The sequence below is a fragment of the Klebsiella sp. M041 genome, from assembly GCF_059759695.1.
Window position 1 is genome coordinate 62,289 of the sequence record NZ_JCAXWU010000002.1, and the last position, 17,403, is coordinate 79,691.

General features: G+C 60.6%; 14 protein-coding genes. 8 read left to right on the top strand and 6 right to left on the bottom strand.

What is annotated here, in order from left to right; all coding sequences use genetic code 11:
• The first annotated feature begins 194 nt into the window (after positions 1 to 194).
• Entirely contained in the window at positions 195 to 1,670 is a 1,476-nt protein-coding gene (gene dtpB, locus AC6CWS_RS02375) for a dipeptide/tripeptide permease DtpB (protein WP_032454295.1), read from the top strand.
• A gap of 139 nt (positions 1,671 to 1,809) precedes the next feature.
• On the opposite strand, the gene rsmJ is transcribed toward dtpB, so the two are convergent.
• The 3 genes from rsmJ to AC6CWS_RS02390 all read right to left on the bottom strand — a co-directional run bounded on the left by rsmJ (position 1,810) and on the right by AC6CWS_RS02390 (position 6,066).
• On the bottom strand, positions 1,810 to 2,562 hold the full coding sequence (gene rsmJ / locus AC6CWS_RS02380; RefSeq protein WP_032429010.1) for a 16S rRNA (guanine(1516)-N(2))-methyltransferase RsmJ: 753 nt from the start codon (positions 2,560 to 2,562) through the stop codon (positions 1,810 to 1,812).
• Positions 2,563 to 2,569: 7 nt separating this feature from the next.
• Positions 2,570 to 4,612, bottom strand: a complete 2,043-nt coding sequence (gene prlC / locus AC6CWS_RS02385; protein WP_065882858.1) for an oligopeptidase A — start codon at positions 4,610 to 4,612, stop codon at positions 2,570 to 2,572.
• A 182-nt stretch (positions 4,613 to 4,794) separates the two neighbouring features.
• The gene (locus AC6CWS_RS02390; protein WP_065882859.1) at positions 4,795 to 6,066 is read right to left on the bottom strand and encodes an acid phosphatase; all 1,272 of its coding nucleotides are present in this window, start codon (positions 6,064 to 6,066) and stop codon (positions 4,795 to 4,797) included.
• A gap of 193 nt (positions 6,067 to 6,259) precedes the next feature.
• Here AC6CWS_RS02390 and AC6CWS_RS02395 point away from each other — a divergent pair, with 193 nt between their 5' ends.
• Positions 6,260 to 7,102: a 23S rRNA (adenine(2030)-N(6))-methyltransferase RlmJ gene (locus tag AC6CWS_RS02395; RefSeq protein ID WP_044525001.1), complete on the top strand. Its 843-nt coding sequence runs from the start codon at positions 6,260 to 6,262 to the stop codon at positions 7,100 to 7,102.
• Between the two features lie 72 nt (positions 7,103 to 7,174).
• On the top strand, positions 7,175 to 8,527 hold the full coding sequence (gorA, locus tag AC6CWS_RS02400; protein WP_065882860.1) for a glutathione-disulfide reductase: 1,353 nt from the start codon (positions 7,175 to 7,177) through the stop codon (positions 8,525 to 8,527).
• 32 nt (positions 8,528 to 8,559) lie between these two features.
• Here the strand turns inward: gorA and AC6CWS_RS02405 are convergent, their stop codons facing one another.
• Together AC6CWS_RS02405 and AC6CWS_RS02410 are read right to left on the bottom strand one after the other, a co-directional pair.
• The gene (locus AC6CWS_RS02405; RefSeq protein WP_065882861.1) at positions 8,560 to 9,651 is read right to left on the bottom strand and encodes a serine hydrolase domain-containing protein; all 1,092 of its coding nucleotides are present in this window, start codon (positions 9,649 to 9,651) and stop codon (positions 8,560 to 8,562) included.
• Between the two features lie 196 nt (positions 9,652 to 9,847).
• On the bottom strand, positions 9,848 to 10,471 hold the full coding sequence (locus tag AC6CWS_RS02410; protein WP_065882909.1) for a glutathione S-transferase family protein: 624 nt from the start codon (positions 10,469 to 10,471) through the stop codon (positions 9,848 to 9,850).
• Between the two features lie 126 nt (positions 10,472 to 10,597).
• On the opposite strand from AC6CWS_RS02410, the gene AC6CWS_RS02415 reads away from it, so the two are divergent.
• From AC6CWS_RS02415 to AC6CWS_RS02425, 3 genes are all read left to right on the top strand, one after another.
• Positions 10,598 to 11,746 (top strand): iron-containing alcohol dehydrogenase, encoded by a 1,149-nt coding sequence (locus AC6CWS_RS02415; protein ID WP_080901425.1) that lies wholly within the window; start codon positions 10,598 to 10,600, stop codon positions 11,744 to 11,746.
• 238 nt (positions 11,747 to 11,984) lie between these two features.
• Entirely contained in the window at positions 11,985 to 13,637 is a 1,653-nt protein-coding gene (locus tag AC6CWS_RS02420) for an alpha,alpha-trehalase (protein ID WP_023291282.1), read from the top strand.
• 66 nt (positions 13,638 to 13,703) lie between these two features.
• Positions 13,704 to 14,237 carry a GNAT family N-acetyltransferase gene (locus AC6CWS_RS02425; protein ID WP_065882863.1) on the top strand — a complete coding sequence of 178 codons (534 nt, stop codon included), beginning with the start codon at positions 13,704 to 13,706 and terminating at the stop codon, positions 14,235 to 14,237.
• Positions 14,238 to 14,271: 34 nt separating this feature from the next.
• Here AC6CWS_RS02425 and AC6CWS_RS02430 read toward each other — a convergent pair whose 3' ends face one another.
• A complete protein-coding gene (locus AC6CWS_RS02430; RefSeq protein ID WP_023291284.1) occupies positions 14,272 to 15,030 on the bottom strand; it encodes an SDR family NAD(P)-dependent oxidoreductase in 759 nt (252 codons plus the stop codon).
• 119 nt (positions 15,031 to 15,149) lie between these two features.
• On the opposite strand from AC6CWS_RS02430, the gene AC6CWS_RS02435 reads away from it, so the two are divergent.
• Together AC6CWS_RS02435 and yhjD are read left to right on the top strand one after the other, a co-directional pair.
• The gene (locus tag AC6CWS_RS02435) at positions 15,150 to 16,049 is read left to right on the top strand and encodes a LysR family transcriptional regulator (RefSeq protein WP_023291285.1); all 900 of its coding nucleotides are present in this window, start codon (positions 15,150 to 15,152) and stop codon (positions 16,047 to 16,049) included.
• Between the two features lie 106 nt (positions 16,050 to 16,155).
• Positions 16,156 to 17,187 carry an inner membrane protein YhjD gene (gene yhjD / locus AC6CWS_RS02440; protein ID WP_012967097.1) on the top strand — a complete coding sequence of 344 codons (1,032 nt, stop codon included), beginning with the start codon at positions 16,156 to 16,158 and terminating at the stop codon, positions 17,185 to 17,187.
• Positions 17,188 to 17,403: the final 216 nt, after the last annotated feature.

Below are 17,403 nucleotides of genomic sequence, written 5' to 3' on the forward strand. Positions count from 1 at the left end.
TCGCCAGACAATAGAGCTTAACTCCATAAAAAAGCCATTCAATTAGTGTGATCAACCAGTTATTCACTAAAACATCTATATAATAATCTATTCAATAAGCCAATAACCGCAGCATGGCGAGTTATCAGACATTTTCGGCGCGTTCTGGCATACGCGTTCATACTTTTTGGGAAAGTAATACAAGGCGAAGGAATATGAATACAACTGCACCTACGGGCTTGCTGCAGCAACCTCGTCCGTTCTTTATGATCTTCTTTGTGGAGCTCTGGGAACGTTTTGGCTATTACGGCGTTCAGGGGATCCTGGCGGTCTTCTTTGTGAAACAGTTGGGCTTCTCTCAGGAACAGGCCTTTATCACCTTCGGCGCCTTCGCGGCGCTGGTTTACGGGCTGATCTCCATCGGCGGCTACGTGGGCGACCATCTGCTGGGGACCAAACGCACGCTGGTGCTCGGCGCGATTGTGCTGGCCATCGGCTACTTTATGACCGGGATGTCGCTGCTGAAACCGCAGCTGATCTTTATCGCCCTCGGCACCATCGCCGTCGGCAACGGTTTGTTTAAAGCCAACCCGGCGAGCCTGCTGTCAAAATGCTATCCGCCGAAGGATGCCCGTCTCGACGGGGCGTTTACCCTGTTTTATATGTCGATAAACATCGGTTCGCTGCTGTCGCTGTCGCTGGCGCCGGTGATCGCGGAAAAGTTTGGCTACGCGGTGACCTATAACCTGTGCGGCGCGGGGCTGATTATCGCGCTGCTGGTCTACCTCGCCTGCCGCGGGATGGTGAAAGAGATTGGTTCAGAGCCCGATCATCGCCCCCTCAGCCTGCGCAATCTGGCGCTGGTGCTGGCCGGTACGGTGGTAATGATTTTTCTCTGCGCCTGGCTGATGCATAACGTGATGATCGCCAACCTGGTGCTGATTGTCCTGTCGGTTGTGGTCATTGCGTTCTTTTTCCGCGAGGCGTTTCGCCTTGATAAAACCGGGCGCAACAAAATGTTCGTCGCCTTTATCCTGATGATCGAGGCGGTGCTGTTTTACATTCTCTACGCCCAGATGCCGACCTCGCTGAACTTCTTCGCCATCAATAACGTCCATCATCAGATCCTGGGTTTTACCATCAACCCGGTCAGTTTCCAGGCCCTGAACCCCTTCTGGGTGGTGGTGGCCAGCCCGGTGCTGGCGGCGATCTACACCCATCTCGGCCACAAGGGTAAAGACCTGACCATGCCGGTGAAATTTACCCTCGGGATGTTCCTCTGCGCGCTGGGCTTCCTTACCGCCGCGGCCGCCGGGATGTGGTTCGCCGACGCCCAGGGATTAACCTCGCCGTGGTTTATTGTGCTGGTTTATCTGTTCCAGAGCCTGGGCGAGTTGCTGATCAGCGCCCTGGGGCTAGCGATGGTCGCCGCGCTGGTGCCGCAGCATCTGATGGGCTTTATTCTGGGGATGTGGTTCCTGACCCAGGCCGCCGCGTTCCTGCTCGGCGGCTATGTGGCGACCTTCACCGCGGTGCCGGAAAATATCACCGACCCGCTGCAGACGCTGCCCGTTTACACCAGCGTGTTCAGTAAAATTGGCCTGGTGACCCTGGGGGTCACGGTAGTGATGGCGCTGATGGTGCCGTGGCTGAACCGGATGATTAATACCCCGGGGGAAGCTGAGCGGTAGAGATGATCGTCGGTTTGCGCCTTACTCAGCCGGGCCTGGTGGAATGGTATCCATCTGATATATAAATGATTATGTAGGCCGGGTAAGGCGCAGCCGCCACCCGGCAACATGACGGCGCGATACCTGATAGATTGCAAATTTACGCCGGCGTGCCGGCGTAAATATCAAACCGATGCCCTTTGGTCACCACCGCGTTCGGCGTGGCGACTTCCGCCAGCGGCGGCGCGTAATCCGGGCGCTTCACCACCACCCGTTTGGTCGCCAGCTGGCGCGCCGGGGCCAGCAGGCCATCGGCGTCTAAATCGGGCCCCACCAGCGACTGAAAGACGCGCATCTCTTTCTTCACCAGCGCGCTTTTCTGCTTATGCGGGAACATCGGGTCGAGGTAGACCACCTGCGGACGCGGGGTAATATCGGTCAGCGCCGTCAGGCTGGAGGCGTGGATCAGCTGCAGCCGCTCCTGCAGCCAGCCGCCGATTTCCGCATCGGCATAGCCGCGGGCCAGGCCATCGTCGAGCAGCGCGGCGACCACCGGATTACGCTCCAGCATCCGCACGCGACAGCCGACCGACGCCAGCACAAAGGCGTCACGCCCCAATCCGGCAGTGGCATCGACGACATCCGGCAGATAATCGCCTTTAATACCGACCGCTTTGGCCACCGCTTCACCGCGGCCGCCGCCAAACTTGCGCCGGTGGGCCATCGCCCCGCCGACGAAATCGACGAAGATACCGCCGAGTTTGGGCTCATCGCGCTTACGCAGCTCCAGATGCTCAGCGGTCAGCACCAGCGCCATCAGATTATCGTCATCCTGCTCCAGCCCCCAGCGGGCGGCTAAAACAGATAAGGCGCCGTCTCCGGCGCCCGTTTCATCAATTAAGCAGATCTTCACCGCAGACTTAACCCTTGATCCCGTAATGCTCCAGCATCGCATCCAGCTGCGGCTCGCGCCCGCGGAAGCGTTTGAACAGCACCATCGGCTCTTCAGAACCGCCGCGGCTCAGGATGTTATCGAGGAACGACTGACCGGTTTCACGGTTGAAGATCCCCTCTTCTTCGAAGCGTGAGAAGGCGTCTGCCGCCAGCACGTCGGCCCACAGGTAGCTGTAGTAACCCGCCGCGTAACCGCCGGCGAAGATATGGCTGAAGGCGTGCGGGAAGCGGCCCCAGGTTGGACCCGGCACCACGGCGACCTGCTTTTTAATCTCCGCGAGGGTCTCAAGGATTTTCGCCCCCTGCTCCGGCTTGTACTCCGCGTGCAGGCGGAAATCGAACAGGCCGAACTCCAGCTGGCGCAGAATAAACATCGCCGCCTGGTAGTTTTTCGCCGCCAGCATTTTCTCCAGCAGCGCCTGCGGCAGCGGTTCACCGGTTTCATAATGACCGGAGATAAAGGCCAGCGCTTCCGGCTCCCAGCACCAGTTTTCCATAAACTGGCTCGGCAGCTCGACCGCGTCCCACGGCACCCCGCTGATGCCGGAAACCCCGGCGGTATCAATGCGGGTCAGCATGTGGTGCAGACCGTGGCCGAACTCGTGGAACAGAGTGATCACTTCGTCGTGGGTGAACAGCGCCGGTTTGCCGTTGACCGGACGGTTGAAGTTACAGGTCAGGTAGGCGACCGGCTTCTGCAGGGAACCATCCAGCTTACGCATCTGGCCGACGCAGTCGTCCATCCACGCCCCGCCGCGCTTGTGCTCGCGGGCATACAGGTCGAGATAGAAGCTGCCGCGCAGCTCGTTGTGTTCGTCATACAGCTCGAAGAAGCGCACTTCCGGATGCCACACGTCGACATCGGTACGCTCTTTGGCGGTAATGCCGTAAATGCGCTTCACCACTTCGAACAGACCGTTAACGGCTTTGTTTTCCGGGAAATAGGGGCGCAGCTGCTCATCGCTGATGCTGTAGAGATGCTGTTTCTGTTTTTCGCTGTAGTAAGCGATGTCCCACGGCTGCAGCTCTTCGACGCCGAACTCGGCTTTAGCGAAAGCGCGCAGCTGGGCCAGCTCTTTTTCGCCCTGCGGACGGGCGCGTTTTGCCAGGTCGGTGAGGAAATCGAGCACCTGCTGCGGATCCTCCGCCATTTTGGTAGCGAGGGATTTAAAGGCGTAGCTGTCAAAGCCCAGCAGCTGCGCCAGCTCGTGGCGCAGGGCGAGGATCTCCGCCATCACCGGGCTGTTATCCCATTTACCGGCGTTTGGCCCCTGGTCGGAGGCGCGCGTGGAGTAGGCGCGGTACATCTCTTCGCGCAGCGCCTGGTTGTCGCAGTAGGTCATCACCGGCAGGTAGCTCGGGATATCCAGGGTCAGCAGATACCCTTCCTGCTCTTTGACCTGGGCCTGCGCCTGAGCGGCGGCCAGCGCGCTTTCCGGCATACCGGCCAGATCGGCGACGTCGGTCACCAGCTTGTTCCAGCCCATGGTGGCGTCAAGGACGTTGTTGCTGTACAGGTTGCCCAGCTCAGAGAGGCGCGCGGCGATTTCACCGTAGCGTTTCTGCGCCTCCGGCGGCAGGCCAATACCGGATAATTCGAAATCGCGCAGCGCATTATCCACCGCTTTTTTCTGCGCGGTATTCAGCGTGGCGTAGTTATCGCCATCGCGCAGATCGCGGTAGGCTTTATACAGGCCTTCATGCTGGCCGACCCAGGTGCTGTACTCGGAGAGCAGCGGCAGCGTCTGTTCGTAGGCCTCACGCAGTTCCGGGCTGTTTTTTACCGAATTGAGATGGCTGACAGGCGAGAAGATGCGTCCCAGCACATCGTCCACTTCCGCCAGCGGCTGGCAAAGATTTTCCCAGCTATACGGCGCGCCGTGCGCCACTGCGCTTTCCACCGCGGCCCGGCAATCCTCCAGCGCTTTGGTGACCGCTGGGACCACGTGCTCTGGTTTGATCGCAGAAAAAGGCGGCAGGGAAAAAGGCGTCAGTAATGGATTGGTCATATGCGCTGTCCTGTTGAAAAGGGTGAGTGAAGCGCGCGTCCGGCGCTTATGCATGAGATCTAGAATGGGGGATAGTTGGGGGAATTTCAATGACGGGCGGTGCGTCAGCCTGGGTATTGCTGCGATAAGTCCGCCCGTTGCCGGAAAAGCGCGACACGCGGCGCAGCGTGTCGGAAACCGCATTAATGCCTTTTTTGCGCCATCTCCCAGGCCGCCGACAGATTCAGCCGCTGCCAGAACTGCTGTTCGGGGGTGGCGCCGGACAGCGGGTAGCCCGCCGGCAGCGCGGTGTTGACCATCAGCGCCAGGCGCTGGGCCGCAGACAGCTGCGGCAGGGCAGCCTCCAGCAGCACTTCCGCCCCCTCCGGCGCCTGCAGGCGCGGCTGCGGCCCCTTCTGCCGCGGCAGGTCGTAGGTCATGGCGAAACGAGTGAAATCACGCATCGCCGGATCGCGCCAGGGATCGTCTTTCACGCTGCTCTTCGCGCACTCGGCAAGCGACGTACCGCAGGCTTTCGCCAGCACGGCGCGCAGCTGATCGCGGGCTTCGTTAAATAATACCCGGTAGCGCGGATCGTTAAGATAATGGGCCACGTTGCGCTCGGCCACCATCCGCGAGCCGATCACGTCCAGCGGATAGTGGACGCCCAGCACAATGCGCGAGTAGCCATAGCGGGCGCCGCGCGCCACCAGCGCGTCGTAGCGCTCCGGGATCATCGCCGCCAGCAGCAACGCATCGGTATAGCCAGTGTTGGTGTGGCCGCTGGGGAACGAGCCGCCGTCGGCGGTATAGGGCTGGTTATCCTTCACCACCACGTCGTCCGGCACCAGGTGAATGGTGTTGCCCTGGACCAGGAACGGCCGCGGATTGTGGAAGTGCTTTTTCGCCTCGCCGGTGCTGACTTCCGAGGCTTTGATCAGCGCCGCCGCTTTCCCCAGCGCGCCCTGGTCATAGGCGGTCAGAAACGCGTTGCCCAGACGAGGCCCCAGCGCGTCGCTGAGGAAATAGAGGTAGCTAATCCCTTGCGCATCGGCCAGCGCCTGACGGCGGGTGGTCTGCACGGCGTCGCGGTTGATGGCGGTCACCGTCGCCAGATTCTGCTTCACGACGGTCTCCGGCAGACTGCTGAACGCCGACAATAGCGCAATATCCGCCTGCTGGTTTGCCCGGGTCTGGAAGTCGTAGCCGCTGGCCTTCAGCCAGGCGGTATCGGCCTGGGTTTTGTTTTGTTTCGTGTGCGCCAACCGATCGCGGGTCAGCGTCGCGGCATCCCCTTGCAGCGCGTGGCGCAACTGCGCCAGCGCCTGTTGCTCAAGATCGTCATACGCCTGGCTGGAGGCAGCCGGCGTCACGCTATTGGCGAGGGCCGCCGCCCTGTTCAGCGGGATGTCTTTAGCCAGAACCGGTTGCGCCAGCAGCAGCGCAACGGCCAGCAGCGAGAGTTGCTTTTTCATTATTTTTCCTTTTATTCAAACAATTACCTTGCCTGTATCCGACGCTAGCGCGGCCGTTTGACGCTTTTATGACAGCGTTATGTTTTGCAATGCTTTTGGCAGAAATGAAACAGCGCGGCGGCGCAGCGGTAATCTCGGCCGATCTGCGGTAAACTATCGGTTAACTTGTTTATTTCCCGGAATCTCTGCATCCATGCTCAGTTATCGCCACAGCTTTCACGCAGGCAACCACGCCGACGTCCTCAAACACACCGTTCAGAGCCTGATCATTGAAGCGCTGAAAGAGAAAGAAAAACCGTTTCTCTACCTGGACACCCACGCCGGCGCGGGCCGCTATCAGCTGAGCGGCGAGCACGCCGAGCGTACCGGCGAGTATCTCGAAGGCATCGCCCGCATCTGGCAGCAAGACGACCTGCCGGCAGAGCTTGAGCCCTATATTTCGGTGGTCGAACACTTCAACCGTAACGGCCAGCTGCGCTACTACCCGGGTTCTCCGCTGATCGCCCGCCAGCTGCTGCGCGAGCAGGACAGCCTGCAGATGACCGAGCTGCACCCGAGCGACTTCCCGCTGCTGCGCGCCGAGTTTCAGAAAGACGGCCGCGCGCGCGTCGATAAAGCCGATGGCTACCAGCAGCTGAAAGCCAAACTGCCGCCGGTCTCGCGCCGCGGTCTGATTCTGATCGACCCGCCGTACGAAATTAAAACCGACTATCAGGCGGTGGTGACCGGAATTAACGAAGGCTACAAACGCTTCGCCACCGGCACCTACGCGCTGTGGTACCCGGTGGTGCTGCGCGCGCAGATCAAACGCATGATCAAAGACTTAGAAGCCACTGGCATTCGCAAGATTCTGCAGATTGAGCTGGCGGTACGTCCTGACAGCGACCAGCGCGGCATGACCGCCTCCGGGATGATCGTCATCAACCCGCCGTGGAAGCTGGAGCAGCAGATGAACAATGTGCTGCCGTGGCTGCACAGCAAGCTGGTGCCGGCCGGTACCGGTCACACGACCGTCAGCTGGATCGTGCCGGAGTAATCGCAACCATCGGTGGAACCTTTTACGCCTCGCGTTACAATCGCGGCAATCAACGATTAAGGACATATGGGCATGAGCAAACATTATGATTACCTCGCCATCGGCGGCGGTAGCGGCGGTATCGCCTCGATTAACCGTGCGGCCATGTACGGCCAGAAGTGCGCGCTGATTGAAGCCAAAGCGCTGGGCGGCACCTGCGTCAACGTCGGCTGCGTGCCGAAAAAAGTGATGTGGCATGCGGCGCAGATCCGCGAAGCGATTCATCTTTACGGCCCGGACTACGGTTTCGATACCACCATCAACCATTTCGACTGGGAGAAGCTGGTCGCCAGCCGCAGCGCCTATATCGACCGCATTCATACCTCCTACGACAACGTGCTGGGTAAGAACAACGTCGACGTGATCAAAGGCTTTGCGCGCTTTGTCGATGCCCACACCGTGGAAGTGAACGGCGAGACCATTACGGCCGATCATATCCTGATCGCCACCGGCGGCCGTCCGAGCCACCCGACCATTCCGGGCGTGGAATACGGTATTGATTCCGACGGTTTCTTCGAACTGCCGGCGCTGCCGAAGCGCGTGGCGGTGGTCGGCGCGGGCTACATCGCCGTTGAGCTGGCGGGGGTGATTAACGGCCTCGGCGCTGAAACCCACCTGTTCGTGCGCAAGCACGCGCCGCTGCGCAGCTTCGATCCGCTGATCGTCGAAACGCTGGTGGAAGTGATGAACGCCGAAGGCCCGCAGTTGCATACCAACGCCATCCCGAAAGCGGTGGTGAAGCATGCCGACGGCAGCCTGACCCTTGAGCTGGAAGATGGCCGCAGCCAGACCGTTGACTGCCTGATCTGGGCGATTGGCCGCGAACCGGCGACCGATAACTTCAACCTGGCGGCTACCGGCGTGAAAACTGACGATAAAGGCTACATCGTCGTCGATAAGTTCCAGAACACCAGCGTGCCGGGCATCTACGCCGTGGGCGATAACACCGGCACCGTTGAGCTGACCCCGGTGGCCGTGGCCGCAGGCCGTCGTCTCTCCGAACGCCTGTTTAACAACAAACCGGAAGAGCATCTGGACTACAGCAACATTCCGACCGTGGTCTTCAGCCACCCGCCTATCGGCACCGTCGGCTTAACCGAGCCGCAGGCGCGCGAGCAGTATGGCGACGACGCCGTGAAGGTCTACAAATCCTCCTTCACCGCGATGTACACCGCCGTCACCTCGCACCGCCAGCCGTGCCGCATGAAGCTGGTGTGCGTCGGCCCGGAAGAGAAGATTGTCGGTATCCATGGCATCGGCTTCGGGATGGATGAGATGCTGCAGGGCTTTGCGGTGGCGTTGAAGATGGGCGCCACCAAAAAAGACTTCGACAACACCGTCGCCATTCACCCAACGGCGGCAGAAGAGTTTGTCACCATGCGCTAAGGCGCGCAGCCCCGTCTCCGGACGGGGCTTTTTTATTGCGCCGCCAGGTGACGCAGGATCTGGTGGCCGATATAGTTGCTCCAGTTAAAGCTGTTTTGCAGCACCACCACCGCATTCTGATTCGCTTTATCAAAACCGATATAGCTCGAATAGCCGCCGATGTACCCCACCTGATAGGTTAATTGCTGCTCGCCGAACGTGTCTGTTACCCAGGCGATATTCGCCGCTTCAATCCGCCGCGGATAATAGTCGACGCTAACGTCGCGGAACGCCTGGTCCAGCGCCGCCTGACCGGTGGGCGCGAAGTGGGCGCGGGCATAGTGAATCAGATCTCCGGCGTCGCTGTACAAACTCGCCGCACCGACCATGTTATGACGGAACTGCCAGTCCGGCGTCAGCGCGCCGCGGGGTTTAAATTTCGGCTGATCGCCAGCATGGCCCAGCGCCCGCCACGGATAATCACGCAGCGTTTGCGGCAGGAAGCTGGTGTTCCCCATCGCCAGCGGGCGGAAGATCATCCGCGAGGCCAGCGTCTCAATCGATTCGCCAGTCTGGTACTGGAGAAGATAGCCGAGGATCGCGTAGCCGAGGTTGGAGTAACTCGGCGCCGGTTCCGCCGGGGCCTGGAAATGCTGCAGATAACTCAGAACGCCATCGGCATCGAGCTCATGGTAGAAGTTTTCGCCATCGTTGAGATAGGCCAGCAGGTGCTCAAGCGACAGCATATTCATCGGTTGCCGCGGCAGCCCTGAGGTATGCGTCACCAGCTGCAGCAAGGTTATCTTACGGGCATCCTCACTCAGCGCGGTACCCGGCGGCAGCAGGGTCTGCAGCGTGTCGTGCCAGTGGAAACGGCCTTCGTTCACCAGCATCGTGACCACTTCGGCGGTAACCCCTTTGCTCAGCGAGCCGAGGGCAAACAGCGTATGCGGGGTTATCGGGTAGCGATGTTGGTCATCGGTCACGCCGAAGCAGTGAAACTCCGCCGGGCCGTTATGATGAATAATTGCCACCACCATGCCGCTGACCTGCTTCTCGCGCATGTAATGCCTGACATAATCATCGACGGAAAGCCGCTGACCGTTGCGCCCTGTCAGACTGGTTTCATTGCTGGGCGGGCTCATTTGCGACAGCGTGCCGGAACAGCCTGAAATCAACAGTAATGCCAGTAGCACAAGGCCTAACCGTTTTTTCAAACTGCACCTGCCTGCCACACGTTATTTGGGATGGGATAAAAAAACAGACGCGGGATCGTAGCGGCATTACCCCGCCAGTGCAAAGCGAATACGCTGAAAAATCGATAAGGCCCTGGCCCGTTCGCTACGCCACGCCGTTATTTCCATGGCGCATAAACGCCGGGCGCTGATTGAGCGCCATATACCAGCGCTCCACGGCCGGCATTTCCGGATGGGCAAAGGGCGTCATCTTCCAGCGATGCACCGACAGGCCCAGCACAATATCCGCCAGGGTGAAGCGCTCGCCGGCGACCCACGCCCCGGTCCGCTGCAGCTGCGCTTCGACAATGCGCACGCAGTGGGTCCAGGTGGCAATGCTCTCTTTAATCGCCGCCGGATCCTGAAAGCGGGGATCTTTACGCACCAGCCCCATAAAAGCATGGCGCCAGGCATTATTGAACTCGGTCGCCTGCCAGTCCATCCAGTGCTCCACCTCGGCGGCGGGCTGCGGCCCGGCGGGCAGCAGATCCCAGCGCTCCGCTTTTCGCGCCAGATAGCGGCAAATACTGTTCGACTCCCAGAGCACAAAGTCATCGTCCAGCAGCACCGGCACCAGGCTGTTAGGATTCAGGCGCTGAAATTCGGGGGTGTCCAGGGGCTTAAACCCGCTGCCGTAATCCTCCTGCTGGTACGCCAGCCCGATCTCCTCGCAGGTCCACAGCACTTTCCGTACATTGATTGAAGAGCGTTTGCCCAGAATTGTTAGCATCGTCAGCGATTCCTCAGCCATAAAAGAGAGTTCATTCACTCTACTCTATTGCCAGCCAGCAACAAGGCAGAGCGCTGGATAATGTGTATAGTTGATTCCAGCCTGTTTGCCGAAAAGGAACCCGACATGTTGACCCCTTTTACCGTTTTGATGCCTGCAAATATTCGTTTTGGCCGCGGTCAGGCCCAGAGCGCCGCCCCCTGGCTGGCGCAGCAGGGCGGTCCTGTTCTGCTGGTGCATGGCGCCAGCCCGGAGCGGGCGGCATTTCTCCGCCATCAGCTGGAGGCGCTGCAGCTGGCGGTCACGACGCTGGCGATAAGCCGCGAACCCTGGCTTATCGATATTGAGCAGGGCGTCCAGCTGGCGCGCGAGAAAGGGATCAGGGCGGTGGTCAGCCTCGGCGGCGGCGCGGTGATTGACGCCGGTAAGGCGATTGCGGCGCTGGCGCCCGCCACCGGCCCGCTGGTCGACTATCTGGAAGTCGTGGGAACCGGCCGTCAGCTGGAAGCCAGCCCGCTGCCGTTCGTGGCGATCCCCACCACCTCGGGCACAGGCGCGGAAGTCACTAAAAACGCGGTGATCAACGTCGTGGAACAGCAGCGGAAAGTGAGCCTGCGCGACGACCGGATGCTGCCTGACCTGGCCATTGTCGACCCGGCGCTAACCGACAACGCGCCGCGCAGCATCACCCTGGGCTCCGGCCTCGACGCCCTGACCCAGGTGATCGAGCCCTGGCTCTGCAGCCGGGCCACCCCTTTCACCGACGCCCTCTGTCAGCAGGCGATCCCGCGCGGCATCCGCGCGCTGAAGGTTCTGATGGAAAAAGAGTGCCCGGCCAGCCGCGACGAGATGGCCTGGGTCAGCCTGTGCGGCGGAGTGGCGCTGGCGAACGCCGGGCTGGGGGTGATCCACGGCCTCGCCGGCCCGCTGGGCGGCCTGAGCCGCGCCTCGCACGGCGCCTTATGCGGCAGCCTGCTGCCGTTTGGGCTGGCGCTGAATGAGTCGCAGATAAACGACCCCGCCCTGCGCCAGCGCTTCAACGACGTTCGCCGCTGGTTGGCCGACGGGCTGGAGGTCCCGGCGGATCGGGTCTGGGACAGCCTGCGGGAATGGAGCCATCGCGCCGGTCTCGGCACCCTGCGCGACCTCGGCGTGGCGCGCGACGCCCTGGAGCCGGCGGCGCTGGCCGCCAGCACCTCCTCGTCGATGAAGGCTAATCCGGTCAGCCTGAGCAGCGAACAGCTGCTGGAGATGCTGGAGGCGGCGTGGGAGTGAGCGCGCCGGGATAAAATTTTGTTGCATAATGAATGCTCCGAATTTTATCTTCACCTAATCGCGAACTTATTATTATTTATCAAGGTGTTAATTAGAAATCACCGCGTCCCCTGCCGGCGGAAAAGCGTGATCTAACGCACAGTTTACTTCACACTCACCGAAGCGACTGTCTACGCTTAAAAGACAAGGCCGGGTACGCCCGGCCGCGAACTCACGCTATCCGGAGGTCCGTATCGCTATGTTCAGCCAGAAATTACGCCACGTTGAAGACGACGAGTTAAGGATCGACATCGATCCCTGCTACGAAGCCGATCCGTACGAATTAAAGCTGGATGAGATGATTGACGCTGAACCGGAGCCTGAGGTGATCGAGGGGCTTCCGGCCTCCGATGCCCTCACCCCGGCGGATCGCTATCTTGAGCTGTTTACCAACGTGCAAAAATCACGCATTTTTGCCGACAGCAAAACTTTTCCCGACTGCGCGCCGAAACACGACCCGCTGGACATCCTGCGGAATTACCGGAAGGTCAAACGCCAGCCCGATTTCGACCTGCGGCAGTTCGTTGAGGATAATTTCTGGCTGCCGGAGAGCCATACCGACGTCTACACCTCCGACCCCAGCCTGACGCTGAAAGAGCATATCGATAAGCTATGGCCGGTGTTGACCCGCGAGCCTCAGGATCATATCCCCTGGTCATCGCTGCTGGCGCTGCCGCAGGCCTATATCGTGCCCGGCGGTCGCTTTAGCGAAACCTATTACTGGGACTCTTATTTCACCATGCTGGGGCTGGCGGAGAGCGGCCGGGAAGATCTGCTGAAATGCATGGCCGATAACTTCGCCTGGCTGATTGAAACCTACGGGCACATTCCGAACGGCAACCGCACCTACTATCTCAGCCGCTCGCAGCCCCCGGTGTTCGCTCTGATGGTCGAACTCTTTGAAGAGGACGGCGTGCGCGGCGCGAAGCGCTATCTGGATCATCTGAAGATGGAGCATGCCTTCTGGATGGACGGCGCCGAGTCGCTGATCCCGCATCAGGCGTATCGGCACGTGGTGCGCATGCCGGATGGCTCCCTGCTCAATCGCTACTGGGACGACCGGGACACGCCGCGGGATGAATCGTGGCGCGAGGACGTGGAGACCGCCCGACACTCCGGACGGCCGGCCAATGAAGTCTACCGCGACCTGCGGGCGGGCGCCGCGTCCGGCTGGGACTACTCCAGCCGCTGGCTGCGGGATATCACGCGACTGGCCAGTATCCGCACCACGCAGTTTATCCCCATCGACCTGAACGCCTTCCTGTTCAAGCTGGAGACGACCATCGCCAACCTCTCCGGCCTGAAGGGCGATCGCGAGACGGAAGCGGCCTTCCGCCAGAAGGCTCAGGATCGGCGGGCGGCGGTTAACCGCTATCTGTGGGACGATGAGAACGGCTGTTTTCGCGATTATGACTGGCGCCGCGAACAGCTGGCGCTGTTTTCCGCCGCCAGCATTGTCACCCTTTACGTCGGCCTGGCGACCCACGAACAGGCGGAACGCCTTGCCGATGCGGTGCGGGCCCGCCTGCTCACCCCCGGCGGGATCATGGCCACCGAATACGAGAGCGGCGAGCAGTGGGATAAACCCAACGGCTGGGCGCCGCTGCAGTGGATGGCGGTGCAGGGATTTAAACGCTACGGCCAGGATCCGCTGGGCGATGAGATCGCCTGGAGCTGGCTGCAGACGGTCAACCACTTCTACAAGCAGCACCACAAACTGATTGAGAAATACCATATCGCCACCGGCGTTCCGCATGAGGGCGGCGGCGGGGAGTATCCCCTGCAGGATGGCTTCGGCTGGACCAACGGCGTCGTGCGCCGGCTGATTGGCCTCTACGGCGAGCCAACCTAGTCGGGCTGTTCCCGGCGGCCTTCTCCTGCTATGTTCAGAGGATTCGCCCTGCCCGGAATGACGCTTATGCCTGAACTTCTGACGCCGCGCCTGCGCTGCTCACCGCTGCAGCTGGACGACTGGTCGTTTTTTCTTTCCCTGCAGCAGGATCCGCAGGTCATGCTTTACGTGGCCGACCCCAGGCCGCAGGCGGCCATCCGCGAGGCGTTCGATTCGCGGCTGCCGCCGTGGACGCCCGGGGATGAACACTGGCTGTGCCTGGTGGTGCGCGACAGGCTGACCCATACCCCGCTCGGCCTCACCGGTTACCAACATCATCAGCGCGACATTGCCGAGGTCGGCTTTCTCTTCGCTCCGGCGGCGCAGGGTCGTGGCTACGGCAACGAATCGCTGCGCGCGCTGTGCGACTACGCCTTCACCACCGGCGGCGTCCGCCGCCTGACCGCCAGCGTCACCGCCGGCAACGAGGCGTCCAGGCAGTTACTGCTCAAAGCCGGCTTCCGGCTGGAGGGGGAGCTGCGGGAGAACTACTGGCTCAACGGGCGCTGGCACAACGACTGGCTGTTCGGTCGGCTGCGCGCGGAGGGCGATGCGCCCTAGCGCACCGCCGCTCACGGTCTGACGACAGCGGGGTTCAGAGGAACATCCCTCCCGAGACTTCCACGCGCTGCGCGTTCATCCACGCCAGCTCATCGCTGAGCAGGGCGGCGATGGCGTCGCCGATATCATCCGGCAGCCCGACGCGCCCCAGCGCGGTCTGGGCGGCGATATGCCGATTCACCTCGGCGTTATCGCGCACCACCCCGCCACCAAAGTCGGTCTCAATGGCCCCCGGCGCGATGATGTTCACCGATATCCCCCGTCCGCCCAGCTCTTTCGCCTGATAGCGGGTCAGAACCTCCATCGCCCCCTTCATCGCGGCGTAGGCCGCATAGCCCGGCAGGGCAAAGCGCGCCAGGCCGCTGGAAACGTTGAGGATGCGCCCCCCGTCCTGCAGGAGGGGCAGCAGCCGCTGGGTCAGGAAAAACGGGCCTTTGAACTGGATGTTCATCAGCTCGTCAAACTGCGCTTCGCTGGTCTCGGCGAAGGGGACGTTGAGGCCGATCCCGGCGTTGTTCAGTAAATAATCAAAGGTGGTGCGTCCCCACTTCTGCGCCAGCACCTGCGCCACCTCGCTGGCGAAAGCGTCGAATGTTGAAGGATCGCCGACGTTCAGCGCCAATGCTGCCGCCTTCACCCCTTTTTGCTCAATCTCCGCCACCACCTCGAGCGCCGCCTGGCGGTTGCTGTGATAGGTCAGAAGAATGTCGGTTCCCTTCGCCGCCAGCTTCAACGCGGCGTTTTTACCCAGACCGCGGCTGCCGCCGGTCACTAAAGCGATACGTTGTGTCATCAGAAGACCCCTTTCAGGTTGCGTTGTGATTGTGTTCCAGCTTATTAACTGCCAGTGAAACAATAAATACGCTACATTACGTTTTACTGTTTCATTCACAACAACAATAGGCCATCGGCATGGATAAAATTCATGCAATGCAGTTATTCATTCGCGTAGCGGATCTGGAGAGTTTCTCCCGCGCCGCCGAGACCCTGGCGCTGCCGAAAGGCAGCGTCTCGCGGCAGATTCAGGCCCTGGAAAGCCATCTTGGCGTGCGGCTTCTGCACCGCACCACCCGCCGGGTTCAGCTCACCCAGGATGGAATGGTCTACTACGAGCGGGCGAAGGATCTGCTGAGCAACCTCGACGAACTGGACGGTATGTTTCAGCACGATCCGGCGAGCATCAGCGGCCGGCTGCGGGTGGATATGCCGGTCGGTTTTGCCAAAAAGCTGGTGATCCCGCACCTGCCGGCTTTTTTGCAGCAGTATCCGGGCATCGAACTGGAGCTGAGCAGCAGCGACCGGCTGGTGGACGTGATCCGCGAGGGGTTTGACTGCGTGGTGCGCGTCGGCGCGCTCAAAGACTCCGGGCTTATCGCCCGCCCGCTGGGCAAGCTGACGCAAATTAACTGCGCCAGCCCGGACTACCTGACCCGTTTTGGCTACCCGCAATCCCTGGAGGATCTGGCGGATCATGCCCTGATCCACTACGCCAGCACCCTCGGGGTCCGTCCTTCCGGCTTCGAGGTGGTGATCGACGGCGCCGTGCGCTGGGTAAAAAGCGGCGGCATATTGACGGTCAACAGCACGGAAACCTATCAGGCGGCCTGTATCGCCGGGCTGGGAATTATTCAGGTGCCACGCACCGGCGTGCGCGAGGCGTTACGCGCCGGCGAACTGATTGAGATCCTGCCCCAGTACCGCGCTGAGCCGCTGCCGGTCTCGCTTATCTACCCGCACCGGCGCAATCTCTCCCGCCGCGTGCATCTGTTTATGGAGTGGCTGGGCGGGCTGATGAAAGATTACGTCGATTGATCCGCGCGGAGGGTGAACGGGGGGCGGGCAGATGCGTTCCTGCAGGATACGGCATTTAAGGTATACTTTTTGCTGAATCTCGCGGTAAAAAAGGAAGAAATCACGTATGACGCCGGAAAACGACGATCGACGCCCCCCTCAGGAACCGGACACGCAGCCGGAGAAAAACAAAAGCCCCCTCGACGCTCTCAATGACACGGCCGTCGGGCAAAAAGCCAGCCAGGCGCTGAAGACCGTCACCGGAACGGCGGCCAAAGTGCAGCGCAACCCGGTGATCGCCCACCTGATACGCGCCGCAGAGCGCTTCAACGACCGGCTGGGCAATCAGTTCGGCGCGGCCATCACCTACTTCTCGTTCCTGTCGATGATCCCGATCCTGATGGTCTCGTTTGCCGCCGCCGGCTTCGTGCTGGCCTGGCATCCGACCCTGCTGCAGGACATTTTCGACAAAATTCTGCAAAACGTCAGCGACCCGACGCTGGCGGCGACGCTGAAAAACACCATCAACACCGCGGTGCAGCAGCGCACCGCCGTCGGCCTCGTCGGCCTGCTGGTGGCGCTCTATTCCGGTATTAACTGGATGGGCAACCTGCGCGAAGCGATCCGCGCTCAGTCGCGCGACGTCTGGGAGCGCCGGCCGCAGGACGAGGAGAAAATCTGGATAAAATACTTCCGCGATCTTATCTCGCTGATCGGTCTGCTGGTGGCGCTGATTATTACGCTGTCGATCACCTCTGTCGCCGGTTCCGCCCAGCAGTTGATTATCTCCGCGCTGTATCTGGACAATATTGAATGGCTGAAACCCGCCTGGCGGCTGATCGGTCTCGCCATCTCGATTTTTGCCAACTACCTGCTCTTTTTCTGGATCTTCTGGCGGCTGCCGCGCCACCGTCCGCGGCGCAAAGCCCTGTTTCGCGGCACGCTTATCGCGGCGATTGGCTTTGAAATCATCAAAATCGTCATGACCTGGACGCTGCCGGCGCTGGTGAAATCCCCTTCCGGGGCGGCGTTCGGATCGGTGCTGGGGCTGATGGCCTTTTTCTATTTCTTTGCCCGCCTGACGCTGTTCTGCGCCGCGTGGATCGCCACCGCGGAGTATAAAGACGACCGGCGGATGCCGGGCAAAACCCACCGCTGAGGTATTGCGAGGATGAATAAAAGAGGCAAAATTCATCCTCGCGCTTGATTTCAGCAGATAAATCCAGGACGTAACTTTTATTTAACGAAAAACTGGTTTTATTCTCTATCTTTTTAATTGTGTGAAGCATTTCATAGAACTATTTTTTCTGGCGTAAAAATTATCCGCTTTTTGCCTCTTTTTTGCTCATTTTCCGCGTTTGTTACAGATTGAAAT